This is a genomic window from Wolbachia endosymbiont (group A) of Tromatobia lineatoria (genome assembly GCF_964028565.1).
Taxonomy (GTDB): domain Bacteria; phylum Pseudomonadota; class Alphaproteobacteria; order Rickettsiales; family Anaplasmataceae; genus Wolbachia; species Wolbachia pipientis.
The window spans coordinates 453,855-470,922 of the sequence record NZ_OZ034791.1 but is presented as its reverse complement, the minus strand read 5'-3'; the positions used below and the strand labels follow the sequence as shown (position 1 = coordinate 470,922).

The following is a 17,068-nucleotide window of genomic DNA, read 5'->3' as shown; positions in this document are numbered from 1 at the left end:
AGTTGATAGAGTGAAGGAAAATAATAAGGTATAAATTCTCTTGGATATATGAACGAGAGAACTTACAATGGACAGAATAGCTTGCTTATCAAAAGACCTCAATGAATTCTTTAATGAAAAAGCAGACGAAATATCAATTGCAGTAGGTTTTATAAAAAGAAAGAGAAAACTTAATGGCTCATCATTCATAAAAGCTATAGTTTTTGGTAACATAGGAGTTGATGATTGCAGCATAGAAACAATGTGCCAATTGCTAAATGAAGACTCGATAGAAATTACAAAACAGGGTTTAGATTTTAGGTTTAGTGAAGAAGCAGTTGAGTTCATGAAAAAAATGTATAACGAAGCTTTGTGTTTATTTAAAAAAAGTCTACAGATTGATTGCAAAATTTTACAGCAATTTGGAAGCGTTAAATTATTGGATAGCAGCTACATTAGCCTGACCAGTAGCATGAAAGATATGTACAAAGGATATGGCAGTAGCTATAGAGATTGTGAGAATAATACCAGATCAGGAATAAAGCTACAGTTAGTCTTTGATTACCTGAATCAAGCGCTAGATAAGTTAAATTTTATGGAAGGAATAAGGTCGGATCAAGGTTATAGGGATTATCTGAACGGTTTATCAGCCAATGATTGCTAATATTTGACTTGGGCTACTTTGTGCCTAGTTCTTTTAAACAGATTGATGAAGCAGGTGCATATTTTGTTAGTCGTTATAAGTCTGATACCAATATATATGATATAGAAACAAATCAAAAAATAGAGCTATTGGAGTATTTAGAAGGTCAATTATCTTCAGAAAAAGAAGTATTATTAGGAAAGGAAGTAAAAATTAAGGTAAGAATTATATGTCAAAAGCTAACTGAAGAACAGTCTATGGCTAGAAGAAGAAAGGCTAATAAATTAGCAAAGTCACATGGATATACATCTTCTCAAAAGAATCAAAAGTTATTAGATTGGTCAATATTTATAACTAATGTTCCAGAGAGTAAAATTAATGCTGAACAAATATTGACGGTTTATAGAGTAAGATGGCAAATCGAATTACTATTTAAACTATATAAAAGTCATATCAATCTTGATAAACTAAAAGGAAAGACAAATCCATTTAGAGTATTGTGCGAGCTATACGCAAAATTATGTGCTATTCTCGTATTTCACGAAATGATTGGCTGTGTAAAACTAAAAAAGAACACGGAGCTCAGTTTAACAAAGGCATTTATTGAATTGAAAAGGCGGGTTAGAGAGCTCTTTTTGATATTAAACAATATTGTCAATAATTTAAAAATTTTTCTAAAAAAGCTTACTATAATCTGGTCAAAGTTTTCTTTGAAAGACAGATATAGGAAGACCAGGGTATCTACTTTAAGCTCTCTACATTCCTTAACTTGACGCGTATGGTTTATTTAACACTCCCCCACTGGACATTAGGTTTGGGACAAAAGGCTGAATAATGGGAGCTGTGTGAGTCGAGAGGGTGCGCCGTGGTACGCATTAAGAAATACTTAGCGGAGCTAAGCGGGGTTCAGAATAAATGGCCCCGAGGTGAACAACTAACTTTAACCCGAAAGGGAAGGAGGACAAGAGCATGTATGTAAAGCGAGAGTTATCTGAAGATGTGTAAGGTAACGGCTTGCAACACCTGATCAATATGGTTAAAGCTAAACTGCTTGAATTCTAATCTTCAGGGGTGGGATTTCACATCCATGGGTATCACATTTAAAACCCCATGTCTACAGTAAGCACAAATTAAACTTTCGTTTGTGTGACATTCTGGCTGTAGAACGATAAGTAGTGAACTTATTTAAGAGGATGAATAGAAAACCTAAGTTGATCTAGAACAGTTCTTAGTGACGGAACATGGGATGACCTAAGGAACGCGAGTTCTATGGTTACGGAGTCATCGTAGTAGTCGTGAAAGTAACGAATCACCGGGGAGTGTGGGAAAGCCACATACAGGGCAAAGGGTGACAGATAATTGAATGTTGAAATTGGGAGGTACGCAAGATGCGGAAAGCTGAAACAATACTTAACATTATACGTGAACGTGGACAAAGAAATTTGCCGGTTAAAAACGTATATCGCCTACTCTATCAGCGTGATCTTTACCTTCGGGCGTATGGCAAACTTTGTCGTAATAAAGGTGCTATGACAGAAGGTGTGACAGTTGAAACAGTTGATGGTATGTCTTTGGAAAAGATCGATAAAATCATAGAGGGTTTACGCTATGAGCGATATCGGTGGACACCAGTAAAACGTATCTATGTTTTAAAGAAGAGTGGTAAACGCAGGCCGTTAGGGTTGCCAACATGGTCAAATAAGTTACTTCAAGAAGTAATTCGATTAATATTGGAAGCCTACTATGAGCCTAAATTTAGTGAATGTTCACATGGATTTCGACCAAAGCGTGGATGCCACACTGCATTAAGAGCAGTAATGCAAAAAGGCAGAGGTACAAAATGGTTTATAGAGGGAGATCTCAGTGCATGTTATGACTCAATTGATCATACTATGTTGTTGAAAATACTGAGTGAAAGCTTCCAAGATAACCGTTTTATTCAGCTAATCAATCGACTGCTAAAAGCAGGATATATGGAAAATTGGAAGTACAATAAGAGTCATAGTGGGGTACCACAAGGTTCTATTATTGGTCCAATTCTGAGTAACATATTACTCGATCGGTTAGATAAACATGTGGAGCATATACTAATACCAGCAAATAACCGAGGTAAGCGAAGAAGGACAAATCCAAAATATTTAAGGTTAACCATGCAAGTATCGATGATGAGAAAACAAGGGAACTGGGATCAAGCAAAACAACTGCGTCAATTAGTGCAGGGTATGCCATCTAAGGATTCTTGCGATCTAAATTATCGACGTCTTTGGTATGTTAGGTATGCTGATGATTTTCTGGTAGGGTTTGCAGGACCAAAGAATGAAGCTGAACAAATTAAGAATGAGATTGCTGGGTTTCTCAATGAGGAGCTCAAACTTATGCTTAATGAAGATAAAACGTTTATTACACATGCGTGTGATAGCAAAGCCAATTTTTTGGGTTATGAAATACATGTTTTGCATGCAGATGATAAACATGATCATCGGACACAACGATGTATTAACGGTAGTATTGGGTTACGTGTACCACATCATATAAAGCAGAAAAAGTGTTCTGAATATATGCGTTGTGGTAAACCGATACATTTACCTCAACGTACAATTGATACAGCTTACAGTATTGTTGCTCAGTATCAAACTGAATATCGAGGAATTGTACAATACTACAAAATGGCCTACAACCTTCACACACTAAGTTATCTGAAATATGTGATGGAAGTATCATTAGTAAAGACTTTAGCATCTAAATACAAAACAACTTGCAGGAAAATTTATAGAAAATTTGGTGCGACGATCGAAAATGATGAAGGTGAAAAACGAAAAGTCATCCAAATCAGAGTAGATCGTTTACCATCAAAGATACCATTAATTACACACTTTGGTGCTGTGTTGCTAAAATGGAATAAATGGGTAAGCATAAGTGATAACCTTATACCAATATGGAATAAGCGTAGTGAAATAGAGCAAAGACTATTGGCACAAACTTGTGAATTATGTAAATCACAAGAGCAGATTGAAGTACATCACGTACGTAAACTTGCTGATTTGCTAGGTAAACGTAATACTGAACTACCGGAATGGAAAAAGAGAATGATTGAACGACAGAGGAAAACTCTTGTTGTTTGTCATGAATGCCATAAGAAAATCCAATATGGAAAATATGATGGTGACTCCTTAAAACGTTAGATTATTGGAGAGCCACGTGATACGGAAACGATCATGCGTGGTTCGGAGAGGGGTTGTTGGAAAAGTACTTAACAAGTAACTCGCTGGCTGCCCACTCTACCACAAGTCCGGTTTCGAAGTCGAGTGGGGAGAGGTGACTTTCCTCACTTAGATAACTCAAGTGTGTCAAATAAAACGGACTTCTTGGTTGTCGGCGAAAAACCCATACGCGTCAAGTTAAGAGATTGTGAGCAAATTTAGAGAGGTTAAAGTGGATACTCTAGCCCTTCTGCGTTTGTCTTTTAATGAAAATCGCGACCAAGTTATAGTGAGTTTTTTAAGAAATACTTTTAAACTATTAATCTTGGTTAATACTAAAAATAACTCTCTAACCCGTCTTTTTAGCTCAATAAATGCCTTTGTTAAGCTAAGTTCTGTATTCTTTTTCACTTCTGTGCAACCAACTATGCCGTGAAATATAAGAATTGCGCACAATTTAGCATATAGTTCACATAATACTCTGCATGGCTTTCCTTTTAGCTTATCAAGCCTGATATGGCTTTTATACAATTTAAATAATAACTCAATTTGCCACCTTACTCTGTAAATCGTTAATACTTGCTCAGCACTAATTTTATTTTCTGGAACATTAGTTATAAATATTGACCAGTTCAACAATTTTTGATTTCTTTTAGAGGATCTGCGATCTTGCTAATCTATTAGCTTTCCTTCTTCTGGCCATAGACTGTTCTTCAGTTAGTTTCTGACATATAATTCTTACTCTAATTTTTGCTTCTTTTCCTAACAATACCTCGTTTTCTAAAAATAACTTATCCTCTAAACATTCTAATAACTCCATTTTTTGATTTGTTTCTACATCATATACGTTGGTATCGACGACTTATGAAATAAGCTCCTATTTCATTGATTTGTTTAAAAGAACTTGGCACAAAATAACCGAGATCAGATATTAGCAAATCATTGCTTGATATATTACTTAAATGTTTCCTATATCCCTGGTCTGATCTTATTCCCTCCGTTAAATTAAGTTGGTCTATTATCTGATTCATGTAATCGAAAACTAATTGTAACTTTATTCCAGACTTAGTATTGCTTTCATAGCCACTGTAGCTAGTACCATAACCTTTATACATCTCTTCCATACTGTTAGGTAGAGTAATATAGCTACTGTCCAATAATTTAACACTATTAAATTGCTGTAAGATTTTGCAATCAACTTGCAAGATATTTTTAAAGAGAATCACAGATTCATTATACATCCTTTTCATAAATTCCACTGCTTCTTCAGTAAATCTAAAATCCAAACCTTGTTTTGTTATATCTCTCGTTTAGTAATTGACACATTGTTTCTACGCTACAATTATCAACTCCTATATTACCCAAGACCATGGCTTTTACGAATGATGAACCTTTTAGCTTTCTCTTTCTTTTTATAAACCTTGTTGTAATTGAGATTTTGTCTGCTTTTTCATTAAAAAATTCTTTGAGCTTTTTTGATAAGCAAGTTATTTTATTCATTGGTTCTCTCACTAAAAGTACATCTGGGAGAACTTATACCTTATTATTCTATCTCTTTCATACCTTTATTTCCTTAACTTGACGCGTATGGTTTATTTAACACTCCCAGATTCTTTGCAATTTTGGCTTTTTCCGCCTTCTTGACCTTTCCTTCGATAATCTCCATACCTTCAGATAAGAACTCATAAAGTTCGTTGCGTATCCCTGTATTTCTCCATTAAACCACTGCTTGCTTCACTATGTTGCCTTGTAAGCAGATCTTTAATGCTGACTGATAACGCCTTTGCTATTTCATATAACTTTTCAAGTGGAACAGCAATGTTCATAGTCGCTTATTTTTTGACGCGTTGTACTAATTTTTTTTGCCAAGTCTTCCTAAGTGCATTTTCGCATTATCCTTAGCTTTTTTATCCTTTGTCCCATCCTGTAGTCTACAGAAGTAGTTTTTTCTTCTGCATTACTATATTCTTCAGTTCGTTGCTTGGAAAATTATTTCAACAGAAACTCCTACTTTAACTAGATTCTTTGCCACCTCTATTCTTGCCACTTTTCTACTATTTTCCTTGCTAACTTGTGCAGATGTAATTAATGAATAAACTACATTACGTAATTCTTGATTCTCAATTTTCTCATACTTTTCTATTAGATCTAATCCCTCACTCTCGAGATAACTGTTTTCATTTGATACAGGAATAAGATCTATAATGCTAACTGATAGTGCTTCTGCGATGCTATATAACCTTCTGATTGAAATTTTACGCTTTCCTTTTTCATACTGTAGTATGACCTGATATTTTGTACCGATTTTACTTGCTAAATCCTTTTGAGTATATCTCTTCGCTAGCCTACAACTTCTTACTTTCTGTCCTACTTTGTAGTCTAAAAAATTAGAGCAGTCACTCTTTATCTATAAAAACAAATACTTACATTCTATACTGACTCCTTAATAACCAGAAGAACTATCTCAATAAAGATCATTTCAACAAGCTTAATCTATCTTCTTTCAAGCAATTTCTCTATATCACTCAGTTTCATTTCTATATAAGTTGGTCTTCCGTGATCAGAATATGGCGTTTCCTCCATTTGCCTTAGCAACTCATTCACTTCTTCTAACCTCATTTTCTACCCGCTCTAATTGATCCATGACAAGCGATAGTTGCCAACACTTTATCTTCTACTGGCAATGTATCTTCTTTTTGTCCATGCTAATAGGATATAGATTTAACATAAAATTTGCTACTAAAATGTTGACATTAAGTTTCAAGATCTTTATCATGTAAAGGTGTGGGCTCACGATGTTAGGTAATTGAGCTTGTGGGCTCGTGTTTTTATTAGGCTCTCACACCAGAAATAAGCGTTTTTAAAGCTCTTTATAGCTACTAAATCTATGAATTCATTTGCTGGCGTTTTTAGGCGCTTTATGAGGGAGTTATAAAAAGATGTACAAAAGGACGTCTAAAGTAGAGGGTGCTATTCTAAGATGATCTCTGAAAGCCGTTTTTTTCATCAATACATTTAAAACTTTGAAAAATAAGCTAAAAATAAAAGAGTTGAACATTTCTTTAGAATTGTGTATAATTGTTAATGCTTTTTAGGTTAATTTTATGGCTCTTTCGAAGTTTCTTGATCCAAAATTAGATTTAACATTTAAGAAGATCTTCGGTACTGAGAAAAATAAGAATATCCTTATTCACTTTTTAAATGACATCTTAGGCTTTACTGGTGTTAACACTATACAAGATGTTGAGTTCCTTAGCACTATCATGAATCCTGAGATTGCTTCTGATAAACAAAGCATCGTTGGTGTTCTTTGTAAGGATTCATACGGAAATAGGTATATTGCGGAAATGCAACTCGCTCGTGATAAAGGCTTTGAAAAACGCGCCCAACTCTATGCTGCTAAAGCTTACTCAAGACAATCTGGCAATTACATTGATTTTAAGAAAGTATTCTTTATTGCTATTTCTAATAGTACGCTATTTCCTACAGAGGTTGAGTATATTTCTACTCATAATATACGAGAGATAAAAACCAACGGACATTATCTAAAAGATTTTCAATTCGTTTTCATTGAGTTGCCTAAATTTACAAAAAACAGAGTAGAACAACTAGAGAACACAGTAGAAAGGTGGTGTTTTTTTTTCCGGTATGCAGAAGATACTACAGATGAAGATTTAAGAAAAATAGCAGAAAAATCACCAATAATAAAGCTAGCATATGATGAGTTAGACAAATTTCATTGGAATGAAAAAGATCTAATGGCGTACGAGGAAAGAATAATGAATCTACAGAAAGAAGAAGCCATCCTTGAATATAGGCTTGATCTTGCTAAAGACGAAGGCATCCAAATCGGTCATGAAAAAGGCAGAGAAGAGGGTGAGAAGGAAGCTAAAATAGCAGTTGCAAAGAATCTACTTAAAGCAGGTGTTTCTATTGATATTATAGCTCAAACTACTGGTCTTACAGTTGATGAAGTTAAAGACTTAAGCTGATTCTATCTTTTGACACCTAGATGAACATCTTTGTACTAGATGAAAACCCAGTAATTGCAGCACAAATGTTGTGTGATAAGCATATAGTAAAAATGCCATTAGAAACTGCTCAGTTATTAAGTAATGTTTTTTCAATAGCATTAAAAGCGCCAAATCCTTTTGTCAGTACCACAGATCATAATATAGCAGTTCCATATAAACTCACTCACAGCAATCATCCTTGTTCTTTGTGGGCTAGGCAATCGAAAGGGAACTTTTGTTGGTTGATAGAGTACGGAAAAGAATTATGTAAAGAGTACACTTGGCGATACAAAAGAAAGCATAAATCAGAAGAAGTAATAGATTGGTGTGATAGTAATAAGGATTTACTCATTTTTCGATCAACTGATATGCAAGCTTTTATACAAGCACTGCCCGATCGGTATAAATGTACTAATCCTGTAAAAGCTTATAGGGAGTATTACCTACAGGAAAAGATGAGATTCGCTAAGTGGGAAAATGGAAGAGAAGCACCAGGTTGGATAGTAGGAAATCCTGCTACACATTTTTTCCACATCTTTTCTTGATAAGGACACAAGGTTTACGATATCCAAGGGCTAGCAGCAGTAATACGCACACGTGCAAGATTATTGGGTATATAATGATAGGGAATAATTTCTTCATATACAATGCGAATTGAACTAGGATTCACTTTATATAGCAGTGATATTTCACCCTTAGCTTCGTTTCTTATATTTTTCAACACATTTTCTCTATCAGTTAAAGAAACTACAGTATCCTTTGTTACCGAAACCTCTGCAAAAGCAGCTCCATAAGCATTTGCAACTTCAGCATATTCAGGAATGAACGCATATTTTGGTAAAAACGGTGATGCAAGCAACATAGCGCCACCACCTACAATGATAAAAGGAAGGTCAGCATGCGGTCCAGAAATTTTCTGATAAAGTTTTTCAAGCTTCAATACTATTTCGCTCATAATACGCTTTGCACACATAGCTTCCTGTTTAGTAAACTTAACAGAAGAAAAATTAACATGCCCTAAAGCTTGTGCCATATCAGTGAGAGTTATCTTGCTGCCTCCCCATAGTTTTGCATGTTGCTTTATTAGATATCCTGCACTTTCAGGTCCTATATTAACTTTATCATCTTTTGCTTCTATATAACTGCCACCTCCTAATGCAATAGACAAAATATCAGGCATAGCACAATTGAGTGTAATACCACCAATAGAAGAATTATAAAGCGAACGCCGCGGAAAATTGTTTAGCACTATACCTACGTCTGTTGATGTTCCTCCAATATCTGCAACTACACATTCATTTTTACAAGCAAGACGTGCTGCCCCCACAAAAGAATTAGTAGGGCCTGATGAAATAGTCAATATAGGGTACTGCAGTGCTTCTTCTAAAGTAATAATAGTACCGTTATTCTGAGTAATAAACAAAGGACATGTTAACCCGAAAATGCTTAATATATTTTGCAAATCTTTAAACCCTGCATTCATCGCTTTTATAAGAGCAGTATTAAGTATAGCTGAATTCTCTCTTTCGATATAACCAACTCCACCAATCTTATGTGATAACGTAAATGGAAAAGCTTTCCCTAAAATTTCTTTGATCTCATTTCCTACTATGTTCTCTTGTTCACAATATAGAGGAGAAAACACTCCCACTACTGCAAATCCTTCTGCTCCTTTATTGTGCAACTCGTATATGGCAGAGCGTACTTCAGAAATAGAAAGCTTAGTTATACAACTACCATCACAATCATACCCTCCATTAATAACTTTTTCTCCAATATACAATGTACTACGTGTCTGTGCGTTCCACGAGTATGCAGGTGGAAGTGAAGGTTTATGACCTGCAATGCGAATCACACCTACCTTGTATAGTTCAGATCCTTGCAAAACCGCATTAGTTGCGTGCGTGGTTCCTATAGATACAGCTAAAATTCTCTGTTTATCAAAAAGATGAAGCTCATACAATGTGGATAATACACGTAAAACCCCTTCAGAAATATTTTTCGTAGCAATCACTTTACAAGAAGTAACTATTGTACCATTATCCTTTACAAGTACAGCGTCAATATTTGTGCCACCAACGTCGATTCCTATTCTATAATCCATATCACCTCCTTTTTTCAGAAAGACCAAACACTTCAGGACCTACTATTGCCAGTCCTTCTGGTGTTGTCCATAACGTGGGAGAAGGAAATTTTAGCACTGATACACGTATTCCATATGTTAAAGCTTCAGAAGCTATTGGATATCCAGTATCTTTATCAAGAACAGCAATGATATCTGGTGTTGCAGCAACACAATCGGAACCATCATACACTGCAAGATATTCATTTTGATAAATGATGGTCAACATATTATTACAACCTTCTATAGATACATTTCCTGAAAGAAACCCTCCCTTAATTGACTGATCTATATCTCTTATAATTCCCTCTCCCAACAGCAATGCATGCTTATCGCATAACGCTTTTATAGGACATATTTTTCGTTCTCGTGCTTCCAGTATAATATTACCTAGAAAACATGCATAGGAGATACTGTTTCTACAAATAACTTGCTTTGCTTGTTGACCTGTTATAGGGTAACAGCTAACACCTATGCTTGAACCACATGCCACTGTCACCGCGCGCGCAACCCTTTCGAGGTGGTCACTGCTTTCAATATGCATAATTATAGTGTTACCTAAGCTATCTGCAAAAAATGCAGGACAACAAGAAATGCCATATAAATTAGGTGATACCATATTCAATGATGGAAATGCTCTGCCCATTAAGTCTCCGTCTATAACAGGAATCCCGACTTTACCTGCTGCAAGGAATGGTGTAAAAGCGTTACTTCCTCCTATTTCCGCTGGTATAAGTGCCGTAGGTTCTTTCTTATAATATAACGTAAATACATCGATTAATGAGTGACACTCTTTACTGGGTAATTTTTCTGCAGCTACAAGAGGTGCACCCATAAAACCAATGGGCATAATTAGAGCATCATCTTCCAACTCATCTATATCTGTAATAGCTACCTCGCCATGGAGTTCGATTTTATATTGTGTACTAAGCTTATTATAATAGGTATTACCTCCACCTCCTGAGCCTAATAATCCAGCCCCTAAAGAAAGAGCTTCTATATTATTGAGAGTTAGTTGGTTTATTTTTTTCACAATAGTTCTTATAAATAAACAGAAAAGTGCGTGTGCATAGAACAGCAAAAGATGATACAATTGCTGCATCGGTGTAAATAAAACCAGTTGTTATATCATGCACCTTAAGTAACGAAAGCAAACCATATATAATACCAAATATTGCACAAATGAGATTGGTTTTTTGTGCTGAAGACGTATATTGTATAGGTTGTAATTTATCCAGCACAAAACAGGTTACAATAACAGATCCTTGGCTTCCTATGACAATGGTAATTACATTAAGTAACTCCTCAAATTTTAGTATTATATTAGTACATGAAAGTACTGTACCAACAATCCCTATAATTGTTATGCAGAACGGTAATGAAACTTTGGGTAACAAAAAATTAACGTTTACACCAGCAGAATACAAGTTTAAGTTATTAGTAGTCCAGCATAAAAGAATTATAGACGGAATACACAATAACTTCCACAAATCATTTCCGCTGCTCAATAATACCTCTATAAAACTTGAATCTGGCACACAAAGAGCAAAATAGACTCCTGTGCCTATAACGAAAAAATAACATATGAAAAAGGTAAGTATAACGCTTACATATGCATCGAGATTTGTTCGTGCAAAACGATAGTATGTTGGGATATCGAAAATAGCACCTAAAGATGCTGCAATTATAAGCGGTACGCCTTTTAATGTCATATTAGATGTAAGTATAATATCAGGTAAGGTGTGCTTGTAAAAAAGTTGCAATATTGCGATTATCGTAACTATGATAAGAAAAGGCGTTGCAATATTTGCAAAGCTCTTTAATGCAGTGATACCTCTGCTTACAAGAAGTGTAATAGCGAAACCAATGATACAATTAGTAGCAACGAATACATATGGTAAGTCTTTCATTTTTAATAGAGGAAATTCTATAATAGTGTTCACCATAATGTTTTGTTGAATAGAAAACCAGAACACTAAACACATTATAATACCTAATCCATATAGCCATGTACCGTGAACACCAAAATAGTGTAATACTTGTTCTATGGTATTGCATGGTCTTCTTACTGACAATACAGCAAAACACAACCCCAACATTGTCAGTATAAGATTTGCTATAATTATAGAAATTAAGCTAGAAGTAACACCATATTTGGTAGTAAGCATATACCCCAACATGAAAGCAGGTACACAAAAGACTGCACCTGCTTGAATCGCGGTAAGATCTATGTATGTTTGACTAGTATACTTCAACTTATCACCTACAAAACAATCAAAGGAGATTCATTCTTAAGTTAGTTAGTCCTCTTTGAGCTTTTGAAGTCTCAGTTTCGTCAACTTTAGTACTAGGACCTGCTCCAGTATCAGCATGCAACTGGCGAAGGACTTCCTTGGCTTTTTCAGTGGCCTTATCAACCTTTATATCCTCCTCCATGTTAACTTTGGCATCAGGAGCTAAGCTCTTTTGATACTCACGTTCCCTTGAATAGTTTGATAAACATATATGATGTATAGCAAAAAGAGCATTTTCACTTCTCCGCGTTACTTTGGCTAAATTTCCAACCTTAACATGATGTGAATAGCGTGTATCTTTTATACCAAATCTCCTCGCAAAATTAACATGCATATTATTATAACCAAGGAAATCTTTATCTATTGAATGAAAGTCATCTACTAAATGGAAAAATTTAAGTTTTGGAAAGCAAAAAGAAGTAGTGAAAAAGTTAATAAAGGGAGTAATGGTTAAGGAAGATGGAATAGAAGTGAGTTCTGAATCAGAGGAAAAGTTTATACCAATAAAGAAGAAAGGAAACAAATGCACAGTAGTAGAGCCAGAAGGAAAAACAAATAATGCGCTACTGAAAGCAGTGGTGAGAGCCCACCTATGGAAACGGCAACTGGAAGAAGGAAAATACGAAAGTGTGAAAGAGCTGAGTGCCAAAATTAATATAGGTACAAGACGTATACAGCAAATTTTAAGGTTAAATTATTTAGCTCCAAAGATAAAAGAAGACATAGTAAATGGAAGACAACCGAGAAATTTGAAGTTGTTTGATTTGAGAGAAATACCAATTCTGTGGAGTGAGCAGATGAAGAAGTTTTACAAATCGGTGTTATATTAATTGTGCAAAGCAAAAAGAGGGGATATGAAAATTATATAAGAATGTTAACTTGTAATCTCACGGTAATTAAGGTATGCTTAACTTATAATTAGAGGGGTTGTATGCCAAGTTTTTTTGATAAGCCATTTGAGGAACAAGTAGAAAAAATAATTAGAGCGGGAGATCTAAAACTACTGCAGGCACTAATTGGTACAAGGGCACCAATTGGGTTATCATTATATTGTTCTAGCTTTTTTCTTACTAGAACAGTTATTGCACAAGCAAAGTATCAAGCATATAGTGCTCTGCTTAACGTGCTAACTGAATATCAAAAAGCAGAAAAAGAGATTTTTGCAGACAAAATAAGAAGGGATATAGAAAAACAAATAAGCGGTAATGAGGATAGATTACGCCAAAAAGCACTTTTGCCATTGTCAAGTAATAATTTAAAATCTCTAACTAATAATAGTTCTCTGATTTAAAAAGTTATGTTCAGGAAACAGATGTATCAAGTTTGTGTACTTTTAACTTACAAAAAGTAATTGAAATTTATCATAACTATATTTCTCGTGAAGAGGTAAAAAGCTTAGAGAGCATACTATTAAGAGCAAAAGGAATGGAAGATAAGTACTCGTATATAGAAGTCAAAAAATAAACTTACAGTATAATAGCAAAAGAGAAAAAGCACGTAATACAGTAAAAGACAATGAACCTCTATTACTCAAAATAAAGAACAAGACTTTTTTTGATAATTGGTATGACCAATTACTGCAGGAAGTTCTTTGTGAAGCAGGAAGGAATAGTAAGCATATACTACGTGAAGAGATAGTAAAGAGCAATTCTCCATACATGGAAGGGAAAATCAATAGTGCAAAGAGTAAGCTAGGTACTTCCTTTAATAAAGAAGCAGTTAGAAGAGTAATAAATAAATTAGTGAATGATTACCTTAAGATTTTACCAACTAGTTTTGGAGTAAAAGAATCGTTATTGTCCTACATGAAATGTGTTGATATTGATGATTATAGAGGAAGAATGGATTATGAGTCAGTAAATTGTAGAGTTATTAGTAGAGCTAATGAAGTGATCTTAAGTGAGTCAAATGAACAAAACAATCTGGGTGATGGAGTGGAAGGAGGTCTGCATTATATAGTGGACAATGTGCATGTATCTCTTTTTATTGAAGTAGAGCAGGAAATGTTGAATGAGATAGCAGGAAAGGCGGAAAATTATAGAGAAAGGGACAGTAAGAAGAAAGATTTAGAGTTGCTAGCTATATGCAATGGAGGAAAATTTCAAGATAAACGTTCTTTGCCAACAGATCTTGGTTTTTCGGAAATTGAACGTTTATATAAAGATATGTTATCGATAGCATTTAAATGGGGAGGGGAATTCGAAGCACACACACTATACGAGAGGTTATCATCATTTAACCCTTGTGTTTTTGTTGGGGCAGTGCTACTGGTAAGTGGTGTCGTATCACATATTATGAAAATGCATACTATAGCAGTAGTTGGAATAATTTCTGGATTGGCATGCATAAGCCTCGCGTTGTACGGTGCTCTAGAGCCGAGCACAAAGCTTGAAAAGGTAGAACAATCCTTCCAATCCAACGCAAGAGAGCATTCCTAAAAAACACAAACACCAATGATTTAGAAGAACCTCTCCATTAACTCAAAACTTAACCCTTCCCAACTTAGGCTACCTGAGTTCCTGAAGCCGTAGATTAACACAATTTCCGATTTGATCAACTTCAATATTACTAAGCGCTGTACTTGCCTTATAAGAACAGTAACACCATACTGCAAGAAAAGTTAACGCAGCCACGGTAAGCGAAATACATATTGCTAAATTAAACATCGTTAAACTTGCACCAACAGAAAACGCCCCAGACAACACAAGAGAAACAGAAGCATAGGTCATCTGCTTTCTACTATAAGTGCTTGCCATCAAGAGTTGAGACTTTACTGCTTTAAACTGTTCAGTAAGTTTAGTTGGGTTATCAGCCTTTTTACTATAACCTTGTGTCACATTAACTAGATCACCATTCTTTAAGTACATTTCAGCTTGGTCTGAGTTATCGAGCTCTTCTCTTCGTTTAACAGCCTCAAGCTCATTATACAAATTTTGTTCAGAGCGAAAACTTGAGATCTCGGTACTTAAGCTTTCTACAGAATCCCCTACTTGTTCACATTTTGACCTTAATTCCTCTAGTAACATACTATTTTCTGACAGCAATTCACCTATTTTTCTCTGCATTTCATCTATCTTTTGTCTCAACTCTTGTTCAATTTTGACTTCCTTATGATACCCGTTATTCGATTGAGTAACTTCTCTCGATTTGCTTATTTTTCCTATTTTTGTAGCACCACTTTTTTCCTCAGTTCGTTCTGGAAGGTGTTTGTAAAACTTGTTCATACCGTCTATTTCTTCCTTCAAATGCTTATTCTCTGCAAGCAACGTACCTAGACGTTCCTTTAGACTTTGCTGAGTACTACATTGCTCCTCTAGCTCTTTGTGTTTGTCACACAGAAGATTACCCAGCTCTTTACATTTACCAAGAAAATCCTGATTATCTTTTGCAAGCTGGAGTTTTTCTTCGGTTAATTGTTGATTTTTCTGATCTATAGAAGAATTAATTCTTTCTTCTATTTTCAATTTTGATTTTAAATCATAAATTTGTTGTAAGCAAGCTTCGTGATTTTCTTCAGACTTATCTTGTAGGCGATTTTTGCTACGTTCGTTGATCAGTTCCTCTACTACAGAAAGAAAATCTTTTAAATATTCTCTTATATCTTTTATCTTTTGACCTAACAAGGGAATACTTAGTTCTTCTATTATTCCTCTTATATCAATGAATACGCCAGCTATCAGTCTAATAAGTTCAGCCATTCTACTTGCACCCTTTAAATTCATCCTGTCACTAAGTTCGCTCTCATTAACTAGATATTCACTTATGGAAGACGGCTCACATAAGCTGATCTGTTTAGTCGGAGTACTTGTATTAATCCGATCCTCATCCAAGTTAGCAAGTGGGTTGATGTCTAATATACCATCAATACCCGAAGTATTGAGAGCCATATTACTAGCCACAACTATTTCACTATCATTAAGATAATCTTGCTCTCGTCCCTTATTCGTGCTAGTTCCTGTTAGACTAGTAGATAAAATTTCTGGCTGTAAACCTTGTTCATCACTTTGAAGCCTAGTATCAACCTCACTGAGGGGAGTTAGATTATCATCCATTGAGCTACTGGGATTATCTTTACCGCTTTTTTGTGCTAAAGCTGGCATTTTAATAGTGGTAGACCATCAAAAGGACTAGCTGTAATTAGACTTATTTCTTTAGATAATATTTCTAGGCTTTCTTTATCAATCATGCGCAGATAAAGTTCATAGATATCATGACTAGAGAAAGAAAGCCTGAACTCTAGGTTAGACTTTTTAGAAATTAGAATAATACTCCGAACATCAGTATGAGGAAAATTAATGCTTAACCCGCTATTGTTAGAGAGATTCTTTAATACCTCAATAATACTAACAATTCCTCTCGGAGGAACAGCCTTGTGGTCATCTGGAATTGTAACATACAAATCTCTAACCTTAATTGAAACTTTTTCGCTCTCAGTTAACAGGTTTGCTAAATTCATTAAAATTGAGTTTTCTGGAATAAAATAACTTTCAACAACAGTATTTTTATCTTCAACAATGGACTCATTCCAGTCATCAGTTTGTTCTTTACTTAACGATGATGTGCTTCCTTCAAGAGTGTGCTGACCAAAACGCTCCGTATGCTGTCCTTCAGTAGCTAACCCATCACTTGCACAGACCTGCCCATCCTTTGAGATATACCCTAACACCACACTCCCTCAATCTATAAATACATCATGTGCAATAATTAGCATAAATTAAGAGTCAATACAAGTATAATTTTTCATATTTTTTAGAGAGTTGTATTCTCCTACCGTAGCTTCATATGACTTTGAGCCTGCTATCATATACATTTTACCA

Annotated in this window: 13 protein-coding genes and 4 pseudogenes; 7 read left to right on the top strand and 10 right to left on the bottom strand. The window is 35.0% G+C overall.

Annotation, left to right across the window (positions count from 1 at the left end; genetic code table 11):
• The first annotated feature begins 67 nt into the window (after positions 1–67).
• Both ABWU48_RS02470 and ABWU48_RS02465 read left to right on the top strand, forming a co-directional pair.
• Positions 68–1,395, top strand: a pseudogene (locus ABWU48_RS02470) (IS4-like element ISWosp9 family transposase).
• A 615-nt stretch (positions 1,396–2,010) separates the two neighbouring features.
• A complete protein-coding gene (locus tag ABWU48_RS02465; RefSeq protein WP_182282558.1) occupies positions 2,011–3,804 on the top strand; it encodes a reverse transcriptase/maturase family protein in 1,794 nt (597 codons plus the stop codon).
• Positions 3,805–4,020: 216 nt separating this feature from the next.
• On the opposite strand, the pseudogene ABWU48_RS02460 reads toward ABWU48_RS02465, so the two are convergent.
• The 4 genes and pseudogenes from ABWU48_RS02460 to ABWU48_RS02445 all read right to left on the bottom strand — a co-directional run.
• Positions 4,021–5,322: pseudogene (locus tag ABWU48_RS02460) on the bottom strand (IS4 family transposase).
• A gap of 182 nt (positions 5,323–5,504) precedes the next feature.
• Positions 5,505–5,648 (bottom strand): hypothetical protein, encoded by a 144-nt coding sequence (locus tag ABWU48_RS02455; protein WP_182282559.1) that lies wholly within the window; start codon positions 5,646–5,648, stop codon positions 5,505–5,507.
• 143 nt (positions 5,649–5,791) lie between these two features.
• Positions 5,792–6,127, bottom strand: a complete 336-nt coding sequence (locus tag ABWU48_RS02450) for a helix-turn-helix domain-containing protein (protein WP_406832348.1) — start codon at positions 6,125–6,127, stop codon at positions 5,792–5,794.
• 188 nt (positions 6,128–6,315) lie between these two features.
• Positions 6,316–6,515 (bottom strand): annotated as a pseudogene (locus ABWU48_RS02445) (DNA mismatch repair protein MutL); the annotation flags it as partial.
• 411 nt (positions 6,516–6,926) lie between these two features.
• Between ABWU48_RS02445 and ABWU48_RS02440 the strand changes: the two are divergent.
• Both ABWU48_RS02440 and ABWU48_RS02435 read left to right on the top strand, forming a co-directional pair.
• A complete protein-coding gene (locus ABWU48_RS02440; protein ID WP_353288476.1) occupies positions 6,927–7,814 on the top strand; it encodes an Rpn family recombination-promoting nuclease/putative transposase in 888 nt (295 codons plus the stop codon).
• A 20-nt stretch (positions 7,815–7,834) separates the two neighbouring features.
• Positions 7,835–8,380, top strand: coding sequence for a pyrimidine dimer DNA glycosylase/endonuclease V (locus tag ABWU48_RS02435; protein ID WP_353288475.1), 546 nt, complete (start codon positions 7,835–7,837; stop codon positions 8,378–8,380).
• Positions 8,381–8,394: 14 nt separating this feature from the next.
• Here ABWU48_RS02435 and ABWU48_RS02430 read toward each other — a convergent pair whose 3' ends face one another.
• The 4 genes from ABWU48_RS02430 to ABWU48_RS02415 all read right to left on the bottom strand — a co-directional run bounded on the left by ABWU48_RS02430 (position 8,395) and on the right by ABWU48_RS02415 (position 12,585).
• A complete protein-coding gene (locus ABWU48_RS02430; RefSeq protein ID WP_353288474.1) occupies positions 8,395–9,939 on the bottom strand; it encodes a hydantoinase/oxoprolinase family protein in 1,545 nt (514 codons plus the stop codon).
• Position 9,940: 1 nt separating this feature from the next.
• The gene (locus ABWU48_RS02425; RefSeq protein WP_209473059.1) at positions 9,941–10,990 is read right to left on the bottom strand and encodes a DUF917 domain-containing protein; all 1,050 of its coding nucleotides are present in this window, start codon (positions 10,988–10,990) and stop codon (positions 9,941–9,943) included.
• Positions 10,959–12,137: a cytosine permease gene (locus ABWU48_RS02420; RefSeq protein WP_264951909.1), complete on the bottom strand. Its 1,179-nt coding sequence runs from the start codon at positions 12,135–12,137 to the stop codon at positions 10,959–10,961. The genes ABWU48_RS02425 and ABWU48_RS02420 overlap by 32 nt, the downstream gene beginning before the upstream one ends.
• A 94-nt stretch (positions 12,138–12,231) precedes the next feature.
• On the bottom strand, positions 12,232–12,585 hold the full coding sequence (locus ABWU48_RS02415; protein ID WP_353288473.1) for a hypothetical protein: 354 nt from the start codon (positions 12,583–12,585) through the stop codon (positions 12,232–12,234).
• 37 nt (positions 12,586–12,622) lie between these two features.
• On the opposite strand from ABWU48_RS02415, the pseudogene ABWU48_RS02410 reads away from it, so the two are divergent.
• The 3 genes and pseudogenes from ABWU48_RS02410 to ABWU48_RS02400 all read left to right on the top strand — a co-directional run.
• Positions 12,623–13,081, top strand: a pseudogene (locus tag ABWU48_RS02410) (recombinase family protein); the annotation flags it as partial.
• Positions 13,082–13,182: 101 nt separating this feature from the next.
• A complete protein-coding gene (locus ABWU48_RS02405; protein WP_265023344.1) occupies positions 13,183–13,542 on the top strand; it encodes a hypothetical protein in 360 nt (119 codons plus the stop codon).
• A gap of 367 nt (positions 13,543–13,909) precedes the next feature.
• Entirely contained in the window at positions 13,910–14,689 is a 780-nt protein-coding gene (locus ABWU48_RS02400) for a hypothetical protein (RefSeq protein ID WP_265023343.1), read from the top strand.
• Between the two features lie 69 nt (positions 14,690–14,758).
• Here the strand turns inward: ABWU48_RS02400 and ABWU48_RS02395 are convergent, their stop codons facing one another.
• Positions 14,759–16,351, bottom strand: coding sequence for a hypothetical protein (locus tag ABWU48_RS02395; protein ID WP_353288472.1), 1,593 nt, complete (start codon positions 16,349–16,351; stop codon positions 14,759–14,761).
• Positions 16,339–16,917 (bottom strand): hypothetical protein, encoded by a 579-nt coding sequence (locus ABWU48_RS02390; protein WP_353288471.1) that lies wholly within the window; start codon positions 16,915–16,917, stop codon positions 16,339–16,341. The genes ABWU48_RS02395 and ABWU48_RS02390 overlap by 13 nt, the downstream gene beginning before the upstream one ends.
• Positions 16,918–17,068 lie beyond the last annotated feature (151 nt).